General features: G+C 64.5%; 15 protein-coding genes. 10 read left to right on the top strand and 5 right to left on the bottom strand.

Translation table 11 applies throughout. The features are described 5' to 3' along the window. Positions 1-2: 2 nt before the first annotated feature. Both ACRQ5Q_RS13820 and ACRQ5Q_RS13815 read right to left on the bottom strand, forming a co-directional pair. Positions 3-872 (bottom strand): branched-chain amino acid ABC transporter permease, encoded by an 870-nt coding sequence (locus tag ACRQ5Q_RS13820; protein WP_439398348.1) that lies wholly within the window; start codon positions 870-872, stop codon positions 3-5. Between the two features lie 210 nt (positions 873-1,082). After that, positions 1,083-2,261, bottom strand: a complete 1,179-nt coding sequence (locus ACRQ5Q_RS13815) for an ABC transporter substrate-binding protein (protein ID WP_439369371.1) — start codon at positions 2,259-2,261, stop codon at positions 1,083-1,085. A gap of 564 nt (positions 2,262-2,825) precedes the next feature. Between ACRQ5Q_RS13815 and ACRQ5Q_RS13810 the strand changes: the two genes are divergently transcribed. Further along, on the top strand, positions 2,826-3,119 hold the full coding sequence (locus tag ACRQ5Q_RS13810) for a hypothetical protein (protein ID WP_439398346.1): 294 nt from the start codon (positions 2,826-2,828) through the stop codon (positions 3,117-3,119). A gap of 145 nt (positions 3,120-3,264) precedes the next feature. On the opposite strand, the gene purU is transcribed toward ACRQ5Q_RS13810, so the two are convergent. Beyond that, the gene (gene purU / locus ACRQ5Q_RS13805) at positions 3,265-4,128 is read right to left on the bottom strand and encodes a formyltetrahydrofolate deformylase (protein WP_439369374.1); all 864 of its coding nucleotides are present in this window, start codon (positions 4,126-4,128) and stop codon (positions 3,265-3,267) included. Between the two features lie 139 nt (positions 4,129-4,267). Between purU and ACRQ5Q_RS13800 the strand changes: the two genes are divergently transcribed. Next, the gene (locus ACRQ5Q_RS13800; protein ID WP_439398344.1) at positions 4,268-5,110 is read left to right on the top strand and encodes a uroporphyrinogen-III synthase; all 843 of its coding nucleotides are present in this window, start codon (positions 4,268-4,270) and stop codon (positions 5,108-5,110) included. Between the two features lie 141 nt (positions 5,111-5,251). Next, positions 5,252-6,514, top strand: coding sequence for an MFS transporter (locus ACRQ5Q_RS13795; RefSeq protein ID WP_439398342.1), 1,263 nt, complete (start codon positions 5,252-5,254; stop codon positions 6,512-6,514). Positions 6,515-6,520: 6 nt separating this feature from the next. Here the strand turns inward: ACRQ5Q_RS13795 and ACRQ5Q_RS13790 are convergent, their stop codons facing one another. Further along, complete coding sequence (locus tag ACRQ5Q_RS13790) at positions 6,521-7,195, bottom strand: Crp/Fnr family transcriptional regulator (protein ID WP_439369378.1); 675 nt, start codon at positions 7,193-7,195, stop codon at positions 6,521-6,523. A 334-nt stretch (positions 7,196-7,529) separates the two neighbouring features. Between ACRQ5Q_RS13790 and ACRQ5Q_RS13785 the strand changes: the two genes are divergently transcribed. From ACRQ5Q_RS13785 to ACRQ5Q_RS13760, 6 genes are all read left to right on the top strand, one after another. Next, complete coding sequence (locus ACRQ5Q_RS13785; RefSeq protein WP_439369379.1) at positions 7,530-8,351, top strand: ABC transporter ATP-binding protein; 822 nt, start codon at positions 7,530-7,532, stop codon at positions 8,349-8,351. Next, positions 8,348-10,279, top strand: coding sequence for a long-chain fatty acid--CoA ligase (locus ACRQ5Q_RS13780; RefSeq protein WP_439398340.1), 1,932 nt, complete (start codon positions 8,348-8,350; stop codon positions 10,277-10,279). The genes ACRQ5Q_RS13785 and ACRQ5Q_RS13780 overlap by 4 nt, the downstream gene beginning before the upstream one ends. A gap of 220 nt (positions 10,280-10,499) precedes the next feature. Beyond that, positions 10,500-11,393 (top strand): branched-chain amino acid ABC transporter permease, encoded by an 894-nt coding sequence (locus ACRQ5Q_RS13775; protein ID WP_439369383.1) that lies wholly within the window; start codon positions 10,500-10,502, stop codon positions 11,391-11,393. Between the two features lie 3 nt (positions 11,394-11,396). Further along, complete coding sequence (locus tag ACRQ5Q_RS13770; protein ID WP_439369384.1) at positions 11,397-12,470, top strand: branched-chain amino acid ABC transporter permease; 1,074 nt, start codon at positions 11,397-11,399, stop codon at positions 12,468-12,470. Between the two features lie 43 nt (positions 12,471-12,513). Then, the gene (locus ACRQ5Q_RS13765; protein WP_439369385.1) at positions 12,514-13,797 is read left to right on the top strand and encodes an ABC transporter substrate-binding protein; all 1,284 of its coding nucleotides are present in this window, start codon (positions 12,514-12,516) and stop codon (positions 13,795-13,797) included. Positions 13,798-13,957: 160 nt separating this feature from the next. Next, positions 13,958-14,797 carry an ABC transporter ATP-binding protein gene (locus ACRQ5Q_RS13760; RefSeq protein ID WP_439398338.1) on the top strand — a complete coding sequence of 280 codons (840 nt, stop codon included), beginning with the start codon at positions 13,958-13,960 and terminating at the stop codon, positions 14,795-14,797. Positions 14,798-14,855: 58 nt separating this feature from the next. Here the strand turns inward: ACRQ5Q_RS13760 and ACRQ5Q_RS13755 are convergent, their stop codons facing one another. After that, positions 14,856-16,010, bottom strand: a complete 1,155-nt coding sequence (locus ACRQ5Q_RS13755; protein WP_439369389.1) for an AGE family epimerase/isomerase — start codon at positions 16,008-16,010, stop codon at positions 14,856-14,858. 86 nt (positions 16,011-16,096) lie between these two features. Between ACRQ5Q_RS13755 and ACRQ5Q_RS13750 the strand changes: the two genes are divergently transcribed. Next, complete coding sequence (locus ACRQ5Q_RS13750; RefSeq protein ID WP_439398336.1) at positions 16,097-17,320, top strand: phenylacetate--CoA ligase family protein; 1,224 nt, start codon at positions 16,097-16,099, stop codon at positions 17,318-17,320. Positions 17,321-17,353 lie beyond the last annotated feature (33 nt).

Below are 17,353 nucleotides of genomic sequence, written 5' to 3'. Positions count from 1 at the left end.
ACTCAACGCGCGGCCGCGCGGCCGAACAGGCCGTTCGGGCGCCAGATCAGGATCACGATCATCATGGTGTAGATCACAAAGGGCCCCATCTTCGGCACGTAATATTTGCCGGCGACGTCACCGATGCCGAGCAGGAGCGAGGCCAGGAACGGGCCTGTTATGGAGGAGGAGCCGCCGACGGTGACCACGATCAGGAAGTAGATCATGAACTTCAGCGGGAAATACGGATCGAGACCGAGGATCTCGGCGCTGAGTGCGCCGCCGAGGCCGGCGAGCCCGCATCCGAAGGCAAAAGTGAAGGCGAACACTTGCGGCACGTTGATGCCGAGGCCGCTGGCGGCGCGGGGATCGTCGACTGCTGCGCGCAGACGGCTGCCGAAGCGGGTCTTGGCCAGCACCATCTGAAGCCCGATGGTGAGCAGGCCGCAGATCACGATGATCATCAGGCGGTAGCGGCCGATGCCGACGCCGAACAGGTCGAACTGCCCCTGCAGTGCGGCCGGCAGGTTGATGAACACGCGCGAGGAGCCCTGGATGTAGTCGACGGCCGCGACCGACATGAAGGTCAGGCCGATGGTGAACAGCACCTGGTCGAGATGGCTGCGCGTGTAGAGATGGCGGTAGAGCGTGCGCTCCAGTGCGATGCCGATCGCGGCGGCCGAGACGAAGGCGAGCGGCAGCGCGGCGAAGAACGGCCAGCCCATCCGGTTGACCAGCACCATGCAGACATAGCCGCCCGCCATGGCGAAGGCGCCATGGGCGAGGTTGACGAAGTTCATCAAGCCGAGCGTGACCGCGAGCCCGCAGGCGAGCACGAACAGCAGCATGCCGTAGGCAACGCCATCGAACAGGTTGGTGAGGATCGCGGTCATCAGCAGTCGAGGATCATCTCAAGTGTGGCCAAGGGCCGTGCTGCACTCCCTCTCCCGCTTGCGGGAGAGGGTTGGGGAGAGGGTGCTTCAACAACGAAGACTCCCCCAGAGGTGAGAGCCCTCACCCGGCGCTTCGCGCCGACCTCTCCCGCAAGCGGGCGAGGTAAGGCGAGGATGCCGAGAGAGCCCGGGATGACGCGCTTTCGAGCGTCACTTCTTGGTCTTGCCGAGATCCTTGACGGCCTCGAAAGTCGCGAACTCGACATTGTAGAGCTCGCCGTCGACCTTCTCGACCTTGCGGATGTAGATGTTCTGAACGATGTCGCGGGTCTCGGGATCGATCGAGATCGGACCGCGCGGGCTCTCCCACTTCTGGCCCTTCATCGCCTCGATCAGCTTGTCGCCATTGGTATCGCCATTGGTCTTCTTCAGCGCCTCGTAGATCAGGTGGATGCCGTCATAGCCGCTCACCGCCATGAAGCCCGGACGGTTGCCGAAGGCCTTCTTGTAGCCCGCGACGAAGTCCTTGTTCATCTGCGAGGGGTGCGCCGCCGAGTAGAGATGGGCGGTGACCGTGCCGAGCACGGCGTCGCCCATGTTGTTGAGCAGGTCGTCGTCGGTAACGTCGCCGGGTCCGATCACCTTGATGCCGGCCTTGTCGAGACCACGCTCGGCATATTGCTTCATGAAGTTGCCGCCCTGGCCCGCCGGCACGAACACGAAGATCGCGTCGGGCTTGGCATCCTTCATGCGCTGCAGGAACGGCGCGAAGTCCGGGTTGGCGAGCGGCGTCTTGACCTCCTCGACCACCTCGCCGCCGCCCGCGGTGAAGTTCTGCTTGAAGAAGTTGAGCGCGTCATTGCCGGGCGCGTAATCCGAGGTCAGCGTCGCGACCTTCTTGATTCCGTTCTTCACCGCCCAGTCCGCAATGATGGTCGAGGACTGCGCCAGCGTGAAGCTGGTGCGCACGATATAGGGCGAGCGTTCAGTGATGATGGACGTGCCGGCTGCCATGACGACTTCCGGAATCTTCGCCTGCGTCGCCAGCGGCGCGGCGGCGAGCGCTGCCGGCGTCACCCCGAAGCCGGCGATGAAGTTGACCTTGTCGTTGACGATCAGTTCCTGCGCGGCGGTCTTGGTCTTGTCCGGGATCGCGGCATCGTCCTTGAGGATGATCTCGATCTTCTTGCCGGCGACGGTGTCGCCCTTCTGCTGCATGTAGAGCTTGATCGCGTTCTCGATCTGCTTACCGGTCGAGGCCTGGCCGCCGGTCATCGGCAGGATGAGGCCGACCTTGACCGTGTCTTCCGCCTTGGCGGGCGCGACGGCCGCGAGGCCCGCGATGGCCGCGGCCGCTGCGGTACGCGAAAAAATCTTGAGTTCGAACATCAGATGTCCCTCCCCTTCATTTCTGCTTGTGAGCCGGACCGAGTGCCCGGTCCTTGCCGCGCTTTACCTACGGACGAGCCATGCCGTGCGGCCACATGGCGTCCTCTGCAACCCCGTTGTCAATCGGACGTTGGGCGACCATGCGGCCCGAGCCGCGTGATCTGCCTCGACGACGGCAGGAGAGATTTGTACGATTGTACAAATATAATGGTCCTGTCAACGAAAAAGCCCTCATCGCGCCGGCCGATTTGGGCGGTGATTGTTGAGGCGCCACTTTAGGAAGTCCACACGACGCCGCAGATGGAGGATTCCGCCTCTCACTTGCAGGATCTGGACATTTCACCTGCTTCGCGGTGAAGACGCGCCACTGAGCCGAAATACGCGATGTATACCGTACCAGCTAAAGTCACCCCTTCAAGAGCAAAATATCCTTATTATAATACCTTCTTTGTATACAGCCCTACCGACCCTCGAATAGGCCAATTTTACTTTGAGGGCTATAGTTCGCACTGACGCCCATTCCGCGTCCCCTCATCCCGCGCCCGATCGGGCACGACCAAGAAGATGTCCATGCTTTGCCGTCCGCTTTCGATCGCTGCTGCAGTCGCCCTGCTCGCTTCTAGCCTGGCAGGCTGCGGCACGGTCAACGAGAAACTCTCGGCCGGCATGGGCGACTACGTCCCGCAATGGGCCGGCGGCCTGCCGGCGGATGCCCCGCCGCGACCGGGCACGCCGCAATACGACGCATACATGAAGGAACGCGAACGCAAGCGGCTGATGCCGGCGGCTGATCGCGAAAAGGAAGAACAGGCGCAGAAGGGCACGACAGGGACAGCGGCGGCCGGCGCGGTGCGTTGAGACGGTGCGCTCCCTCGCCCCGCTTGTGGGGGGAGGGGAGTCTCCACAGGGACGGTGAGAGCCGGACTCGCGGAGAGCCCCCTCACCCGAATTCGAGCTTTGCTCGAATTCGACCTCTCCCGCACGCGGGGAGAGGTGAAGCAGATCAATCCACGAACACCACGGTCTTGCGGCCGTTGAGGATGACGCGATCGTCGAGATGGTAGCGGATTGCGCGGGCGAGCACGCGACGTTCGATGTCGCGGCCCTTGCGGACGAGATCTTCCGGCGTGTCGCGATGGCTGATGCGCTCGACGTCCTGGTCGATGATCGGGCCTTCATCGAGGTCACGCGTGACGTAGTGCGCGGTGGCGCCTATCAGCTTCACCCCGCGCTCATGCGCCTGGTGATAGGGTTTTGCGCCTTTGAAGCCCGGCAGGAACGAGTGGTGGATGTTGATGCAGCGTCCCGAGAGCTTTGCCGACAGGTCGTCCGACAGGATCTGCATGTAGCGGGCGAGCACGACGAGATCGGTCTTCGTCTCGTCGACGAGATCCATGATCTGCGCCTCCTGCTCGCGCTTGGTCTGCTTGGTAACGGGCAAATGGTGGAACGGAATGCCGCCGAAATCGAGCCCGGCATAGACCTCGCGGGGATGGTTGGAGACGATCGCGGTCGGGATCATCGGCAATTCACCGGTGCGCCAGCGATAGAGGATGTCGACCAGGCAATGGTCGGATTTCGAGACCAGCACCATCACCTTGCGATGCGCGGCGCGGTCGCGCATCTGCCACTCCATGCCGAAACGCTCGGCAATCGCGGCAAAGCCGGTCTGGAGCGCCGCAAGCGCCACGGCAAGATCGGCCGCGGTGAACACCACGCGCATGAAGAACTTGTTGGTCTCGACGTCGTCGAACTGTTGGGCGTCGAGGATGTTCTGTCCATTGTGGGCCAGGAAGGTCGACACCGCCGAGACGATGCCGGGACGATCCGGACAGGACAGGGTCAGGACATATTGATGATCAGGCATGGCTCGTGATGAAGCTTTGTGCAACGGCCGCGGAACACCGCGATTTGCGCCCTGCTCTAGCACCGACGCTGGCCTTGCGCCAATCCCGCGCCCAGAGTCAGGATGAACGTACCATTGCGATTTATACCGGAGCTCGCCCATGGTCGACCGATTGAACGGCACCCGCATCCTGATCCTGGAAACACGCGAGGAGGCGCAGTTCTCGAAGCTTCTGGCCGAGCAAGGCGCCGAGGTCGTGCAATGCCCGATGTTCACCATCGAGGATGCGCCGGACCCCGCCCCGATCGAGGCCTGGATCCGCCGCGCCATCGCCAGGCCGTTTGACGATCTCGTGCTGATGACCGGCGAAGGCCTGCGGCGGATCATGAAGCTCGCGCGCGCTCGCGGGCTCGATCAGGCTCTGGTCACCTCGCTCGCGAAATCGCGAAAATTCACCCGCGGGCCGAAACCCGGCAAGGCACTGCGCGAGATCTCGCTCGAGGCGCAGCAGACCACGGAGAAGCCGACCACCGAGGGCGTGATCGAGATGCTGGGCAGGCTCGACCTGAAGGGGCGGCGCCTTGGCCTGCAGCTCTATCCCGACAAGGACCACAACGCGCTGACCGGCGCGCTCGCCGCGCAAGGCGCCGAGATCGATACCGTGCTGCCCTATGTCTATGATTCCAAGACCGCTGACGCCAATATCGTCGCCGCCATAGACGAGATGGCGGAGGGACGAATCGATTCCATCGCGCTGACCAATCTCGGCCAGGTCCGCCGCCTGATCGAAGCCGCCAAGGCGCATGGCAGCGAGGCGAAACTGCGCGCCGGTCTCGAGCGCACGTTGATCGCATCAGTCGGCCCGGCGGTTTCCGGCGAACTCGCGGCGCATGGCTTGCGCACCGACGTGTCGCCGGCCGAAGAGGCCTATTTCATGCGGCCGCTGATCTCGGCGATGGCGAGTGCGCTGGCGGAACGGAAGGCGGCAAGCGCAGCGAGGTAAGAGCCGAGCGCGGGTGCGGCCTGCGCCAGCTGCGATTGACAGGCCCAGCCTCAGCGCTACGTTGCCGAACAGCAAGAAGAAACAACACAGCAAGAAGAAGCAACAAAGGCAGGGAATCGCCGTGACACGCGTCATCGCCTCTTGAGCAGAGGCGCGCGACCTTCAGCGCTCGCACCGTTCCGCATTCGCAACTATCGGTTCCAGTGGCCATCCGACCTGCTCACCTCGTGGGCGTTCGAGATCGAAACGCTGGTGCTCGGCTGGTACATTCTGGTCGAGACCGGATCGGTGCTGCTGCTGACCATTCTCGCCTCGCTGCAATATCTGGGAACGCTGATTGCACCGGCGCTCGGGATGGTCGGCGACCGTATCGGTCACCGCGATCTCCTCGTCGTGCTGCGCCTGACCTATACGGCGCTGGCCTCGACCATCATGGCGCTGGCGATGACCGGCCATCTGGCGCCGCTCAACGTCATGATCATCGTGACGATCATGGGCCTGATCCGCTCCTCCGATCTCGGCCTCCGGAGCGCGTTGCTCGCCGACATCATGCCGGCCGAGCAGCTGGTCGGCGCGATCAGCCTGTCACGCACGACCCAGGACAGCGCCCGCATTGCCGGAGCGCTGACCGGAGCCGGCCTCTTCGCCGTTCTCGGCATCGGATTGGTCTATGCGGCGGTCGCCGGCCTCTACCTCGCGGCGGCAATTCTCATGTCCTGCCTGACCCGACCGGAAAGGACCGTTGCCACGACCGATCTGCCGGCGAACAGCCGCGCCGTTTCAAAACTGCTGGGCGAGCTGAAGGAAGGGATTGTCTACGCCTGGAATGGCCCTGGAATGGGCGCTGCGCTGTGCGTCGCCTTCCTCGCCAATCTGACCGCGTTTCCCTTCACCGGCGGATTGCTGCCCTACATCGCGCGCGAAATCTTTCACACCGACCAGACCGGCCTCGGCTATCTCTCCGCGAGCTTCGCCGTCGGATCGCTGATCGGCTCGATCACGCTCAGCCTGGTCGGCGGATTGCGCATTGCCCGGCTTCTGATCGGCGCGACGCTGGCCTGGTACGCCATGTTGCTGGTGTTCGTCGAGATCAGGACGATGCCCGTCGCCATGGCCTGCCTCGTTCTCGCCGGCATCGCCCAGAGCATGTCGATGATCTCGGCGGCCGTCATCCTGATGCGCACGGCGAGCGCGCATCTGCGCGGCCGCGTGATGGGCGTGCGCATGATGGTGATCTACGGCCTGCCGCTCGGATTGCTCGCGGCCGGCAGCCTGATCGACACGATCGGCTATTCCGCGACAGGGTCACTTTACGCCGTCGCCGGCTTCCTCGCGATGCTGGCAATCGCGATCCACTGGCGCGCCGACCTCTGGCCGCTGCACGCCCCCGCCAACGCGCGGTGACGGTTTCTAATCCCCATACCCGCGCAGCCGCTCGACATTAAGGATGGTGACGCCGCCATATTCCAGCCGCAGCAGCCCTTCCTTCTCCAGCCGGTTCAGCGCCCGGTTGGCGTTCTGGCGGGACATGCCGGAGAGCGCACCGATCTCCTCCTGGGTGATCTCCAGATGCGCTGTCGATTCCGGATAAAGGATCGGGTTGAACAGCGAGGCGATGCTGCGTGCGAGCCGCGAGGTGGCATCGAGCGTGCGGTTGACCTCGAGCATGCCGATGAACTGGCCGAGCCGCTCGTTGAGCTGGCGCACCAGGAAGCGGTTGAAGCCGACGCTGTTCTCGAACAGCCACATGAAGGCGCTGCGCTCCATCAGCGCGACGCGGCTGCTGCGCAGCGCCACCACGTCGTAGCGGCGCGGCTCGTTCTTGAGCACGCTGCCCTCGCCGAACCAGGCCCCCGCCGTCAGCCCGGCAAGGCTGGTCTCCTTGCCGTCGCGCGACACCCCGCCCATCCGGGCAAGGCCGAAGACCATGCCGGCCCAATAGTCGAAATTGTCGCCGCGCATGAACACGGTCTCGCCGGTGCCGTAGGACCGCTCCGTGATTCCGGCGCGGGCGACCTCGATCTCCGCTTGCGTGAGCTCGCGCGACCAGGCGGCAACGCGCTTCAGATGATCCTCTGAAATCATGATCCCGAAGTCAGCCGCACCGTGTCGTCACTCCGCTCTTATGCTGCATCGCAACATCATCGTTCCGGCTCCCATCCGACGAAAGATGAGGGCCGCCTCGGTCCGAAAAACTTTGTCCAGAATTGTCAGGCCGGAGACATTTCAAAATAGCGCTTTCCCTTATTGAGAGCCACCTCGGGTGATGCGGCTTTTGATCCCAAACGGGGCCAAAGCGGCGACCGTCCGGTCGAGACCAATAGCTGCATGGTCTGGCCGGCACGGCCGTATTAGGATCGCCCGACAGAACCGACGAAGAGCGCCGCAGAATGCGCCATCACCGGGAGGGATTTGTTTGGTGGCTACCAGTCTCGAAGTGCGCGGCGTGTCCCTGCGATTCGGCGGCGTTCGTGCGCTGACCGATGTCAGCTTCGCCATCAAGGAGGGGGAGCTGTTCTCGATCATTGGCCCCAACGGCGCCGGCAAGACCTCGATCGTGAACTGTATTTCCGGTCGCTACAAGCCGACCGAAGGCCAGCTGTTCTACCAGGGCCAGGACATCACGGGGCTGACGCCGAACGCGCGGCCCAAGCTCGGCATCGGCCGCACCTTCCAGAACCTCGCGCTGTTCCACCACATGAGCGTGCTCGACAACATCATGGTGGGCCGCCATCACCTCCTGAAGAACAATTTCCTCACGGGCTCGCTGTACTGGCTCACCGGCGCGCGCAAGGAAGAGCTCGAACACCGCCGCAAGGTGGAAGAGATCATCGACTTCCTTGACCTGCAGTCGGTGCGCAAGGCAACCGCCGGCACCCTCCCCTACGGCCTGCGCAAGCGCGTCGAGCTCGCCCGGGCCATGGCGCTGGAGCCGCGCCTCATCCTGCTCGACGAGCCGATGGCCGGCATGAACTTCGAGGAGAAGGAGGACATGGCCCGCTACATCGTCGATCTCAACGAGGAGTTCGGCATGACGGTGGTGATGATCGAGCATGACATGGGCGTGGTGATGGATATCTCCCACCGCGTGATGGTGCTGGATTTCGGCCGCAAGATCGCCGAGGGCGATCCGGGCGCAGTGCTCGCCGATCCCCACGTCAAGCGCGCCTACCTGGGTGAAGAAGACGAGGCGCTGGTCGATCCCGACGATGCTCCTCCGGCGCAGGAGAGCGCGGCATGATGGATTACGCAGGCCGCGTCGCGCAGGCCGACACCTATCCCAAGATGCTGCGGCTCAATGCGAAAGAGCACGGCAACGAGATCGCGCTGCGCGAGAAGGACCTCGGGCTGTGGCGCATCTTCACCTGGAACGACTACCAGACGCGCGTGCGCGATTTCGCGCTCGGCCTGGTCGAGCTAGGTCTTGGTCGTGGTGACGTCATCGGCATCATCGGCGACAACCGGCCGGACTGGGTGGCGGCGGAAGTCGCTACCCATGCCATTGGCGGCCTCAGCCTCGGGCTCTATCGCGACGTGCTGGATGAAGAGGCCTCCTATCTCCTCAATTATGGCGAGGCGCAGCTGGTTTTTGCCGAGGACGAGGAGCAGGTGGACAAGCTGCTCACGCTCGCCGACCGCGTCGCGAAGCTGAAGCACATCATCTATTCCGATCCGCGCGGCATGCGGAAATACGACGACCCGCGCCTGATGTCGGCGGAGAAGTTGGCCGAGCTCGGCCGGGCCCGCGCCGCGCGCGAGCCGGAACTCTACGACAAGCTCGTCGATGCGACCAAGGGCGAGGACGTCGCGATCCTCTGCACGACGTCGGGCACCACCTCGCATCCAAAACTCGCGATGCTCGCCGCCGGCCGCGTGCTCGGCCATTGCGCGACCTATCTTGCCTTCGATCCAAAGGGGCCGGACGACGAGTATGTCTCGGTGCTGCCGCTGCCGTGGATCATGGAGCAGGTCTACGTGCTCGGCAAAGGCCTGCTCTGCCGGATGAAGATCAACTTCGTCGAAGAGCCTGACACGTTGATGAACGATCTGCGCGAGATCGCGCCGACATTCGTGCTCTTTGCCCCACGTGTCTGGGAATCCATCGCCGCCGACGTCCGCGCCAAGGTGATGGATGCGACGCCGTTCAAGCAGCGCCTGTTCGATATCGGGATGAAGTCGGGCCTCGCCGCGCTGGAGCAGGGCAGGCGTTCGGGTTTCGCCGACGCGATCCTGTTCCGCGCGCTGCGCGACCGCCTCGGCTTCACCCGCCTGCGCTCGGCCGCCACCGGCGGCGCGGCGCTCGGCCCCGACACCTTCAAGTTCTTCCAGGCCATGGGCGTGCCGCTGCGCACGCTCTACGGCCAGACCGAATTGCTGGGCGCTTACACGCTGCACCCCGAGGGCAAGGTCGATCCTGACACGACTGGCGTGCCGATGGCCGACAGCGTCGAGATCCGCATCGACAATGCCGACATTCACGGCGTCGGCGAGATCGTGGTGCGGCACCCCAACATGTTCCTGGGGTACTACAAGAATCCCGAGGCCAGCATCGCCGACATCAAGGACGGCTGGATGTGCTCCGGCGATGCCGGCTACTTCAATGCCAACCAGCAGCTCGTCGTCATCGACCGCATCAAGGATCTCGCCGAAACCTCGCGCGGCGAGCGCTTCTCGCCGCAATTCATCGAGAACAAGCTGAAATTCTCGCCCTATATCGCGGAGGCCGTGGTGCTGGGCGCAGGGCGCGACGCGCTCGCGGCGATGATCTGCATCCGCTACTCGATCATCTCGAAATGGGCGGAGAAGAACCGCCTCTCCTTCACCACCTACAGCGACCTCGCATCGCGGCCGGAGGTCTATGCGCTGCTGCAGAAGGAGGTCGAGACCGTCAACGCCACGCTGCCGCCGGCACAGCGCATCTCGCGCTTCCTCTTGCTCTACAAGGAGCTGGACGCCGACGACGGCGAGCTCACCCGCACGCGAAAGGTGCGCCGCGGCGTCATCAACGAGAAGTACGAAGGCATCATCGACGCCATCTACCGCGGTGATTCCGACATCCCCGTCGATACCGTGATCCGCTTCCAGGACGGCACCACGCAGCGCGTGCGAACGACGCTGCGGGTGGTGGACCTCGGCGGACATGGCCACATGGCGGAGGCTGCGGAGTGAGCTTGCTTCCAGTCCAGCGCGCGACGCCTGCCGATGCGCCCTCTCCCCTTCTGGGAGAGGGCATCTTCGCCATCAGCCACACCCTCACTCGGGTGAGGGGTCCTCTCTCCGCACCGTCAGTGCGGAGACAACCCCTCACCCGCCTTCGCTTCGCGAAGCCACCCTCTCCCACAAGGGGAGAGGGGAAGAGCGCGCCGGAATTTTCAGCGAGCATCACTGCATGAACACAGCCTTCCTCGTTCAGCTCCTGGTCAACGGCCTCGTGGTCGGCACGCTCTATGGCGTGGTCGCGATGTCGTTCGTGCTGATCTACAAAGCGACGCAGGTCGTCAATTTCGCGCAAGGTGAGTTGCTGCTGGTCGGCGCCTGGGTGTGCTGGGCGCTGCTCGCCAAATACCAGGTGCCGTTCTGGATCGGCATGCCGATCACGCTGGTGTTCATGTTCGTGTTCGGCATCGCGGTGCAGGTCCTGATCCTGCGGCCGATGATCGGCGAGCCCATCATCTCGGTGATCATGGTGACAATCGGCCTCTCAACCGTGCTCCAGGCCACGCTGAAATGGATGTTCGGCGTCAACCCGCAACCGTTCCCGCGCGTGTTCGAGAGCCAGTCGGTCAGCCTGTTCGGCCTCCAGATCCAGACCGTCTATGTCATGAGTCTCATCGTCTCGGTCGCGATGATGATCGGCATGGCCTGGTTCTTCCGCGCCTCGAAATACGGCCTCGCGATGCGCGCCACCGCATTCAACCAGCAGGTCGCGCAGTCGCTCGGCATCTCCGTCAAAAGCGTGTTCGCGATGGCCTGGGCCATCTCGGCCACGGTGTCGGCCGTCGCAGGGGTCGTCGTCGCCGTGGTGAACGGTGTCTCATCGGGCCTCGCCGCCTACGGCATAAAAGTGTTCCCGGCGGCGATCCTCGGCGGGCTCGATTCGGTCGGCGGCGCCGTGCTCGGCGGCATCATCATCGGGCTGCTCGAGAACGTCGCCCAATATGTCGACAGCCAGTATCTTCACTGGGGCAATCTCTACGAGATCGCGCCGTTCTACGTCCTCATCATCGTGCTGATGATCAAACCCTATGGCCTGTTCGGCACCCACGACATCGAGCGGATCTGACCCATGGCCGGCCCTGCCCTCATCCCCGCTGGTGACTTCCGCACCTCGTACGCCGCGGACACCACGATCTTCCCGACCACCACCAGCCGCAACTTCGCGATCGCGGGCGTGCTGCTGCTGTGCCTCGCGCCGCAATTCTTCAGCGGCTATTGGCTCAGCATCCTGATCCAGATCGGCATTTTCTCGATCGCCGCGCTCGGCCTGAACATCCTCGTCGGCTTCACCGGCCAGATCTCGATCGGGCACGCCGCCTTCTTCCTGCTCGGCGCCTTCACCTCCGCCTACATCTCCAACAACGCACCGATCCCGGTGTTCTTCGCGATTCCGCTCGCGGGCGTCGTCACCGCGATGGTCGGGCTGATCTTCGGCATCCCGGCGGCGCGGCTGAAGGGTCTCTATCTCGTCATCGCGACGCTGGCCGCGCAATACATCCTGCTCGACTTCTTCTCGCGCGCCGAATGGTTCTCCGGCGGCTCGGTGCCGGCAAGCGCCGAGCCGTTCTCGATCTTGGGCTACACGCTGCGCGGGGACAGGCAGTATTTCTACGTCGTGCTGGCCTATGTGCTGGCGAGCTACATTCTCGTCACCAATTTGATGCGCACGCGCGACGGCCGCGCGCTGGTGGCGATCCGCGACCACTATCTCTCCGCCGAGATCATGGGCATCAACCTCACCAAGTACCGCACCCTGTCGTTTGGGCTGGCTGCCTTCTTCGCCGGCATCGCCGGCGCGCTCTACGCCCACTACCAGCTCGTGGTCTCGCAGGAGGGTTTCGGCATCGAGCGCTCGATCCTGTTCCTGGCCATGATCATCATCGGCGGCACCGGCTCCATCATGGGCACGCTGATGGGCACCGCCTTCGTGGTGCTGCTGCCTGAATCGATGGAGTTCGTCAGCCTCTATCTGAAGGGCGGCGCGATCGACAAGGCGCTGTCGCTCAACAACAACATCACCTTCCTGCGCGAGATCGCGATCGGGGTGATCATCATCGCATTCCTGATGTTCGAGCCCGACGGGCTGGCGCATCGCTGGCGGCAGATCAAGGCGTACTGGAAACTCTACCCGTTCTCACATTGAGTCGGGAAATCTTCACTCAAACAATAACAGGAGGAACCGACCCATGAAGGCAAAATCCCTTTTGAGCACCGCATCGCTCGCGATCGCGGTCGCAGCCTTTTCGGCGAGCGCGCAGGCACAGATCGCGATCGGGCACCTTGCCGATTATTCCGGCGGCACCTCCGACGTCGGCACGCCCTACGGCCAGGCCGTCGCCGACACCTTCGCCTGGGTCAACAAGAACGGGGGCGTCGGCGGCAAGCAGCTCAATGTCGACACCAACGATTACGGCTACCAGGTGCCGCGCGCGATCGCGCTGTACAAGAAATGGTCGGCGCCGGACAGCAAGGTCGCCGCGATCATGGGCTGGGGCACCGCCGACACCGAGGCACTGACGGGGTTCCTCGCCCAGGACAAGATCCCGGATCTCTCCGGCTCCTACGCCGCCGCCCTGACCGATCCCGAAGGTGTCAGCGGCAAGGCCAAGCCCGCGCCCTACAATTTCTTCTACGGCCCGAGCTATTCGGACTCGCTGCGCGCGATGCTGATCTGGGCGGCCGAGGACTGGAAGGCCAAGGGCAAGTCCGGCAAGCCGAAGTTCGTGCACATGGGCGCCAACCATCCCTATCCGAACGCGCCGAAGGCCGCGGGTGAAGCGATGGCGCAGGAGCTCGGCTTCGAGGTGCTGCCGCCGCTGGTGTTCGCGCTGACGCCGGGCGACTACAGCGCGCAGTGCCTCAGCCTGAAATCGTCGGGCGCCAATTACGCCTATCTCGGCAACACCGCGGCCTCCAACATCTCGGTGATGAAGGCGTGCAAGACCGCTGGCGTCGAGATCCAGTTCCTCGGCAATGTCTGGGGCATGGACGAGAACGCCGCCAAGACGGCCGGAGATTCCGCCAACGGCGTGATCTTCCCCTTGCGCACCGCAGTAAGCTGGGGCGGCGATGCGCCCGGCATGAAGACGGTGATGGAGATCTCCAAGATGTCCGACCCGAGCGGCAAGGTCTATCGCCCGGTGCACTACATCGCCGCGGTCTGCTCGGCGCTGTACATGAAGGAGGCGCTCGACTGGGCCGCCAAGAACGGCGGCGCTACCGGCGAGAACGTCGCCAAGGGCTTCTACCAGAAGAAGGACTGGGTGCCGGCAGGCATGGAAGGCGTCTGCAATCCCTCGACCTGGACCGACAAGGACCATCGCGGCACGCTGAAGGTCGACCTCTACCGCACCAAGGTGTCAGGCGCGACCGACGGCGAGCTCAACGACCTCATGGCCAAGGGCACGATCAAGCTCGAGAAGGTCAAGACCGTCGAGCTGCCGCGCAAGCCGGAGCTGCTGGGATGGTGAGGCCGACTTTAACCACACGAACACTGTCATCCCCTGCCTTGCGCGCAATGCGCACTGGAGCGGGGGATACAGTACACCGAGGCTTCTCCGGGAATCTCAGGCGCCTCTGGAATACTGGGTCGTCCGGTCAAGCCGGGCGACGACAGCGGAGTAACAAAGCATGAGCGATACCGCAGAAGCCGTTCGCCCCTCCCCGAGCATCGTGCCCGCACCGCCCCTCCTCGGCGTCCGCAACATCGAGGTCGTCTATGACGACGTGATCCTGGTGCTGCGTGGCCTCAGCCTCGACGTGCCCAAGGGCGCGATCGTGGCGCTGCTGGGGGCCAACGGCGCCGGCAAATCGACCACGCTGAAGGCGATCTCCGGGCTGCTCAAGACCGAGGACGGCGAGGTCACGCGCGGCGAAATCCTGTTCGAAGGCGAGCGCATCAACGGCATCGATCCCGACAAGATCGTCCGCCGCGGCATCTTCCAGGTGATGGAGGGCCGGCGCATCGTCGCCGACATGACGTCGCTGGAGAACCTCAAGCTCGGCGCCTTCACCCGCAGGGACGGCGAGGTCGATGCCGATCTCGACATGGTCTTCAACTATTTCCCGCGCCTGAAGGAACGCACCGGCCTTGCCGGCTATCTCTCCGGCGGCGAGCAGCAGATGCTCGCGATCGGCCGCGCGCTGATGGCACGACCTAAGATGATCTTGATGGACGAGCCGTCGATGGGCCTGTCGCCGCTGCTGGTGAAGGAGGTGTTTTCCATCATCCAGAAGATCAACCGCGACCTCGGGGTCACCATCCTCCTGGTCGAGCAGAACGCGCGCGCCGCGCTGTCGGTGGCGAGCCACGGCTACATCATGGAACAGGGCAAGGTCGTGCTCGACGGCACCGCCGACGAGCTGCGCGACAACGAGGACGTCAAGGAGTTCTACCTCGGCGGCGCCGGCGACCAGCGCAAGAGCTTTAAGAACCTCAAGAGCTTCAAGCGGCGCAAGCGTTGGCTGTAGCGTTTTCAAGCGAAGTGGGAACGGTCGCGTGAAGAAAACGCGTCAAAACAAGACAGCTCTAACCTTCCAAAACCTGCTCCGCTTCCGTGACTGCACAGAGAACATGATAGAACGACGACGCAGGAATGGTGTCGACCAGCGATTTGCCGTCGCGATCGAACTGGTCGTACCAGCCGCCCTTGACGGGATGGCTGAGATAATGCCGTTCAAGCCGCACCAGCGACGCGCGCGCTTCCGCCGCCGCGCCCGCCTCGCCGGACTCCGCCTGCGCGATCCACGCTTTGGCGATCTCGGTCTGCGGCCACAGCCGGCGCGTGCTGCGGCGGATGTTGCCGCTCGCGTCGCCCTCGTCGATCAGGCAGCCCGTCGCCTCGTCGCGATAGCGCAGCGCAGTCGTCAGCAGCTCCGCGCGCCGCTGCCCGGTCGGACACCCCGTGATGCGCTCAAATCCCTTCAGCAGCCAGACCCATTCCGCCTGATGGCCCGGCTCGACGCTGACCGGCTCGATCTTCGACCAGTCCTCCTCGAAATACTCCGACAACACGTGCTTCTCCTTGTCGTAGAGGTTGGCGAGGAACAGCGCGAAGAACTCGCCGGCACGGTTCTGGAACGCCAAGTCGTGGGTCGCGTCGAAGCACGCGATCAGCGCTTCGAACAGATGCATGTGCGGGTTCTGCCGACGCGGCAGCGAGACCGGCAGGCCTTCGTGGACGCCGCCGTGCGGCGAGCGCAGATGGCCGTCGAGAAAGGCGAGCAGCGTATCGATCTCGGCGCGCACCTGCGCATCCTTGTCGAGCGCGTAGACAGTCGCGAGCGCAAACAGGATGAACGCGTGGTCATAGGCATCGCGCCGGCCGTCCAGCACGGCGCCCTCCGGCGTCAGCCGGTGCACATAGCCGGGCCTGCCGTCGGGTGCCTTGGCCTTGGCCAGCAGGTGCTCCAGCCCCTTCAGCGCGATGGCGCGACCTTCCGGATACCAGCCCATCTGTGCCGCCTTGGCGTAGCAGTAGATCTGGCGCGCCTGCACGAACACCCGCCGCGGCGCGGCGGCATCCGCCGTGCCGTCCCGATGCAGCCGGTCGATGAAGCCGCCCGCTTGATGATCCCAGCCGAGGGTCGACCACAGCGGCATCGCATCCTCGATCATGCGGCGCTTCAGGCGCGCGACGACGCCAGCCGTCTCCTCCGCCGCCCTGATCGCTTCCTCCGCCATCTCTCACCCTCCACGTCCCGACAATGGCCGTCTGATACCCATGCCAGCGGCGGCGTGCAACGGATGCCACCCGGGAAAGATCAGCCATGACCGCCCATTACGACGCCCTCGAGACGCGCGAGCAGGCTTCGCGCGAGGCCGACTTGTTTTCGCGCCTGCCCGGCGTGCTGCGCAGCGCGATGACGGCACCCGCCTATGCCGAGCGGCTGAAGGGCGTGAATCCGGACGCCGTGACCACGCGAGCGGCGCTAGCGCGCCTGCCGGTGCTGCGCAAGTCGGAACTGCCGGCCCTGCACAAGGCCGCCGCGCCCTTCGGCGGCTTTGTGGCGGCGGCACCAGGCTCGTTCGCACGGCTTTTCACCTCCCCGGGGCCGATCTTCGAGCCGGAGGGACGGCAGGCTGATCCGTGGCGTGGCGCACGGGCGCTGTTCGCGGCCGGGTTCCGGGACGGTGATATCGTGCTCAACACCTTCAGCTACCATCTCACCCCCGGCGGCTTCATTTTCGACTCGTCCGCACGCACACTCGGTTGCGCGGTGATTCCCGCGGGTCCCGGCAATGCCGAGCAGCAATTCGAGTTGATCGAAGCCTATCGTCCCGTCGGCTACAGCGGCACGCCGGACTTTTTGAAGATCCTGCTCGACGCGGCCGCAACCGCGGGCCGCGACGTCTCCTCGATCAAGCGCGCGCTGGTCTCGGGCGCGGCCTTCCCGCCCTCGCTCCAGGCCGAGATCAAGGCGCGCGGCATCGACGCCTACCAGGCCTTCGGCACCGCCGATCTCGGCCTCATCGCCTTCGAGACCGAGGCGCGTGAAGGCATGGTCGTGAACGAGGACCTGATCATGGAGATCGTCAAGCCCGGCACCGGCGATCCCGTGGCCCCGGGCGACGTCGGCGAGATCGTCGTCACCTCGCTCGACCCGCACCATCCCTGGATCCGGCTTGCGCTCGGCGACCTCACCTCCGCGCTGCCGGGCACCAGCCCCTGCGGTCGCACCAACATGCGCATCAGGGGCTGGATGGGCCGCGCCGACCAGACCACCAAGGTCAAGGGCATGTTCGTCCGTCCCGAGCAGGTCGCCGAGATCGGCAAGCGCCATCCCGCGCTCGGCCGCCTGCGCCTCGTCGTCACGCGCCAGGGCGAAACCGACGTGATGACGCTGAAAGCGGAAACTGCGGCAGCAAGCGAGGCTTTGCGCGAGGAGATTGCGGGCACCTTACGGGCGGTGACGAAGCTCGGCGGCGCGATCGAGCTGGTCGGCCACGGCGCGTTGCCGAACGACGGCAAGGTGATCGCGGACGAGCGCTGACAGACCAGCCCAAAATCCGAATTCCCTGCGAAC

This window comes from Bradyrhizobium sp. PMVTL-01, assembly GCF_051861855.1.
In the GTDB taxonomy this organism is placed as follows: domain Bacteria; phylum Pseudomonadota; class Alphaproteobacteria; order Rhizobiales; family Xanthobacteraceae; genus Bradyrhizobium.
This window is presented reverse-complemented; position numbering and strand designations above follow the sequence as displayed.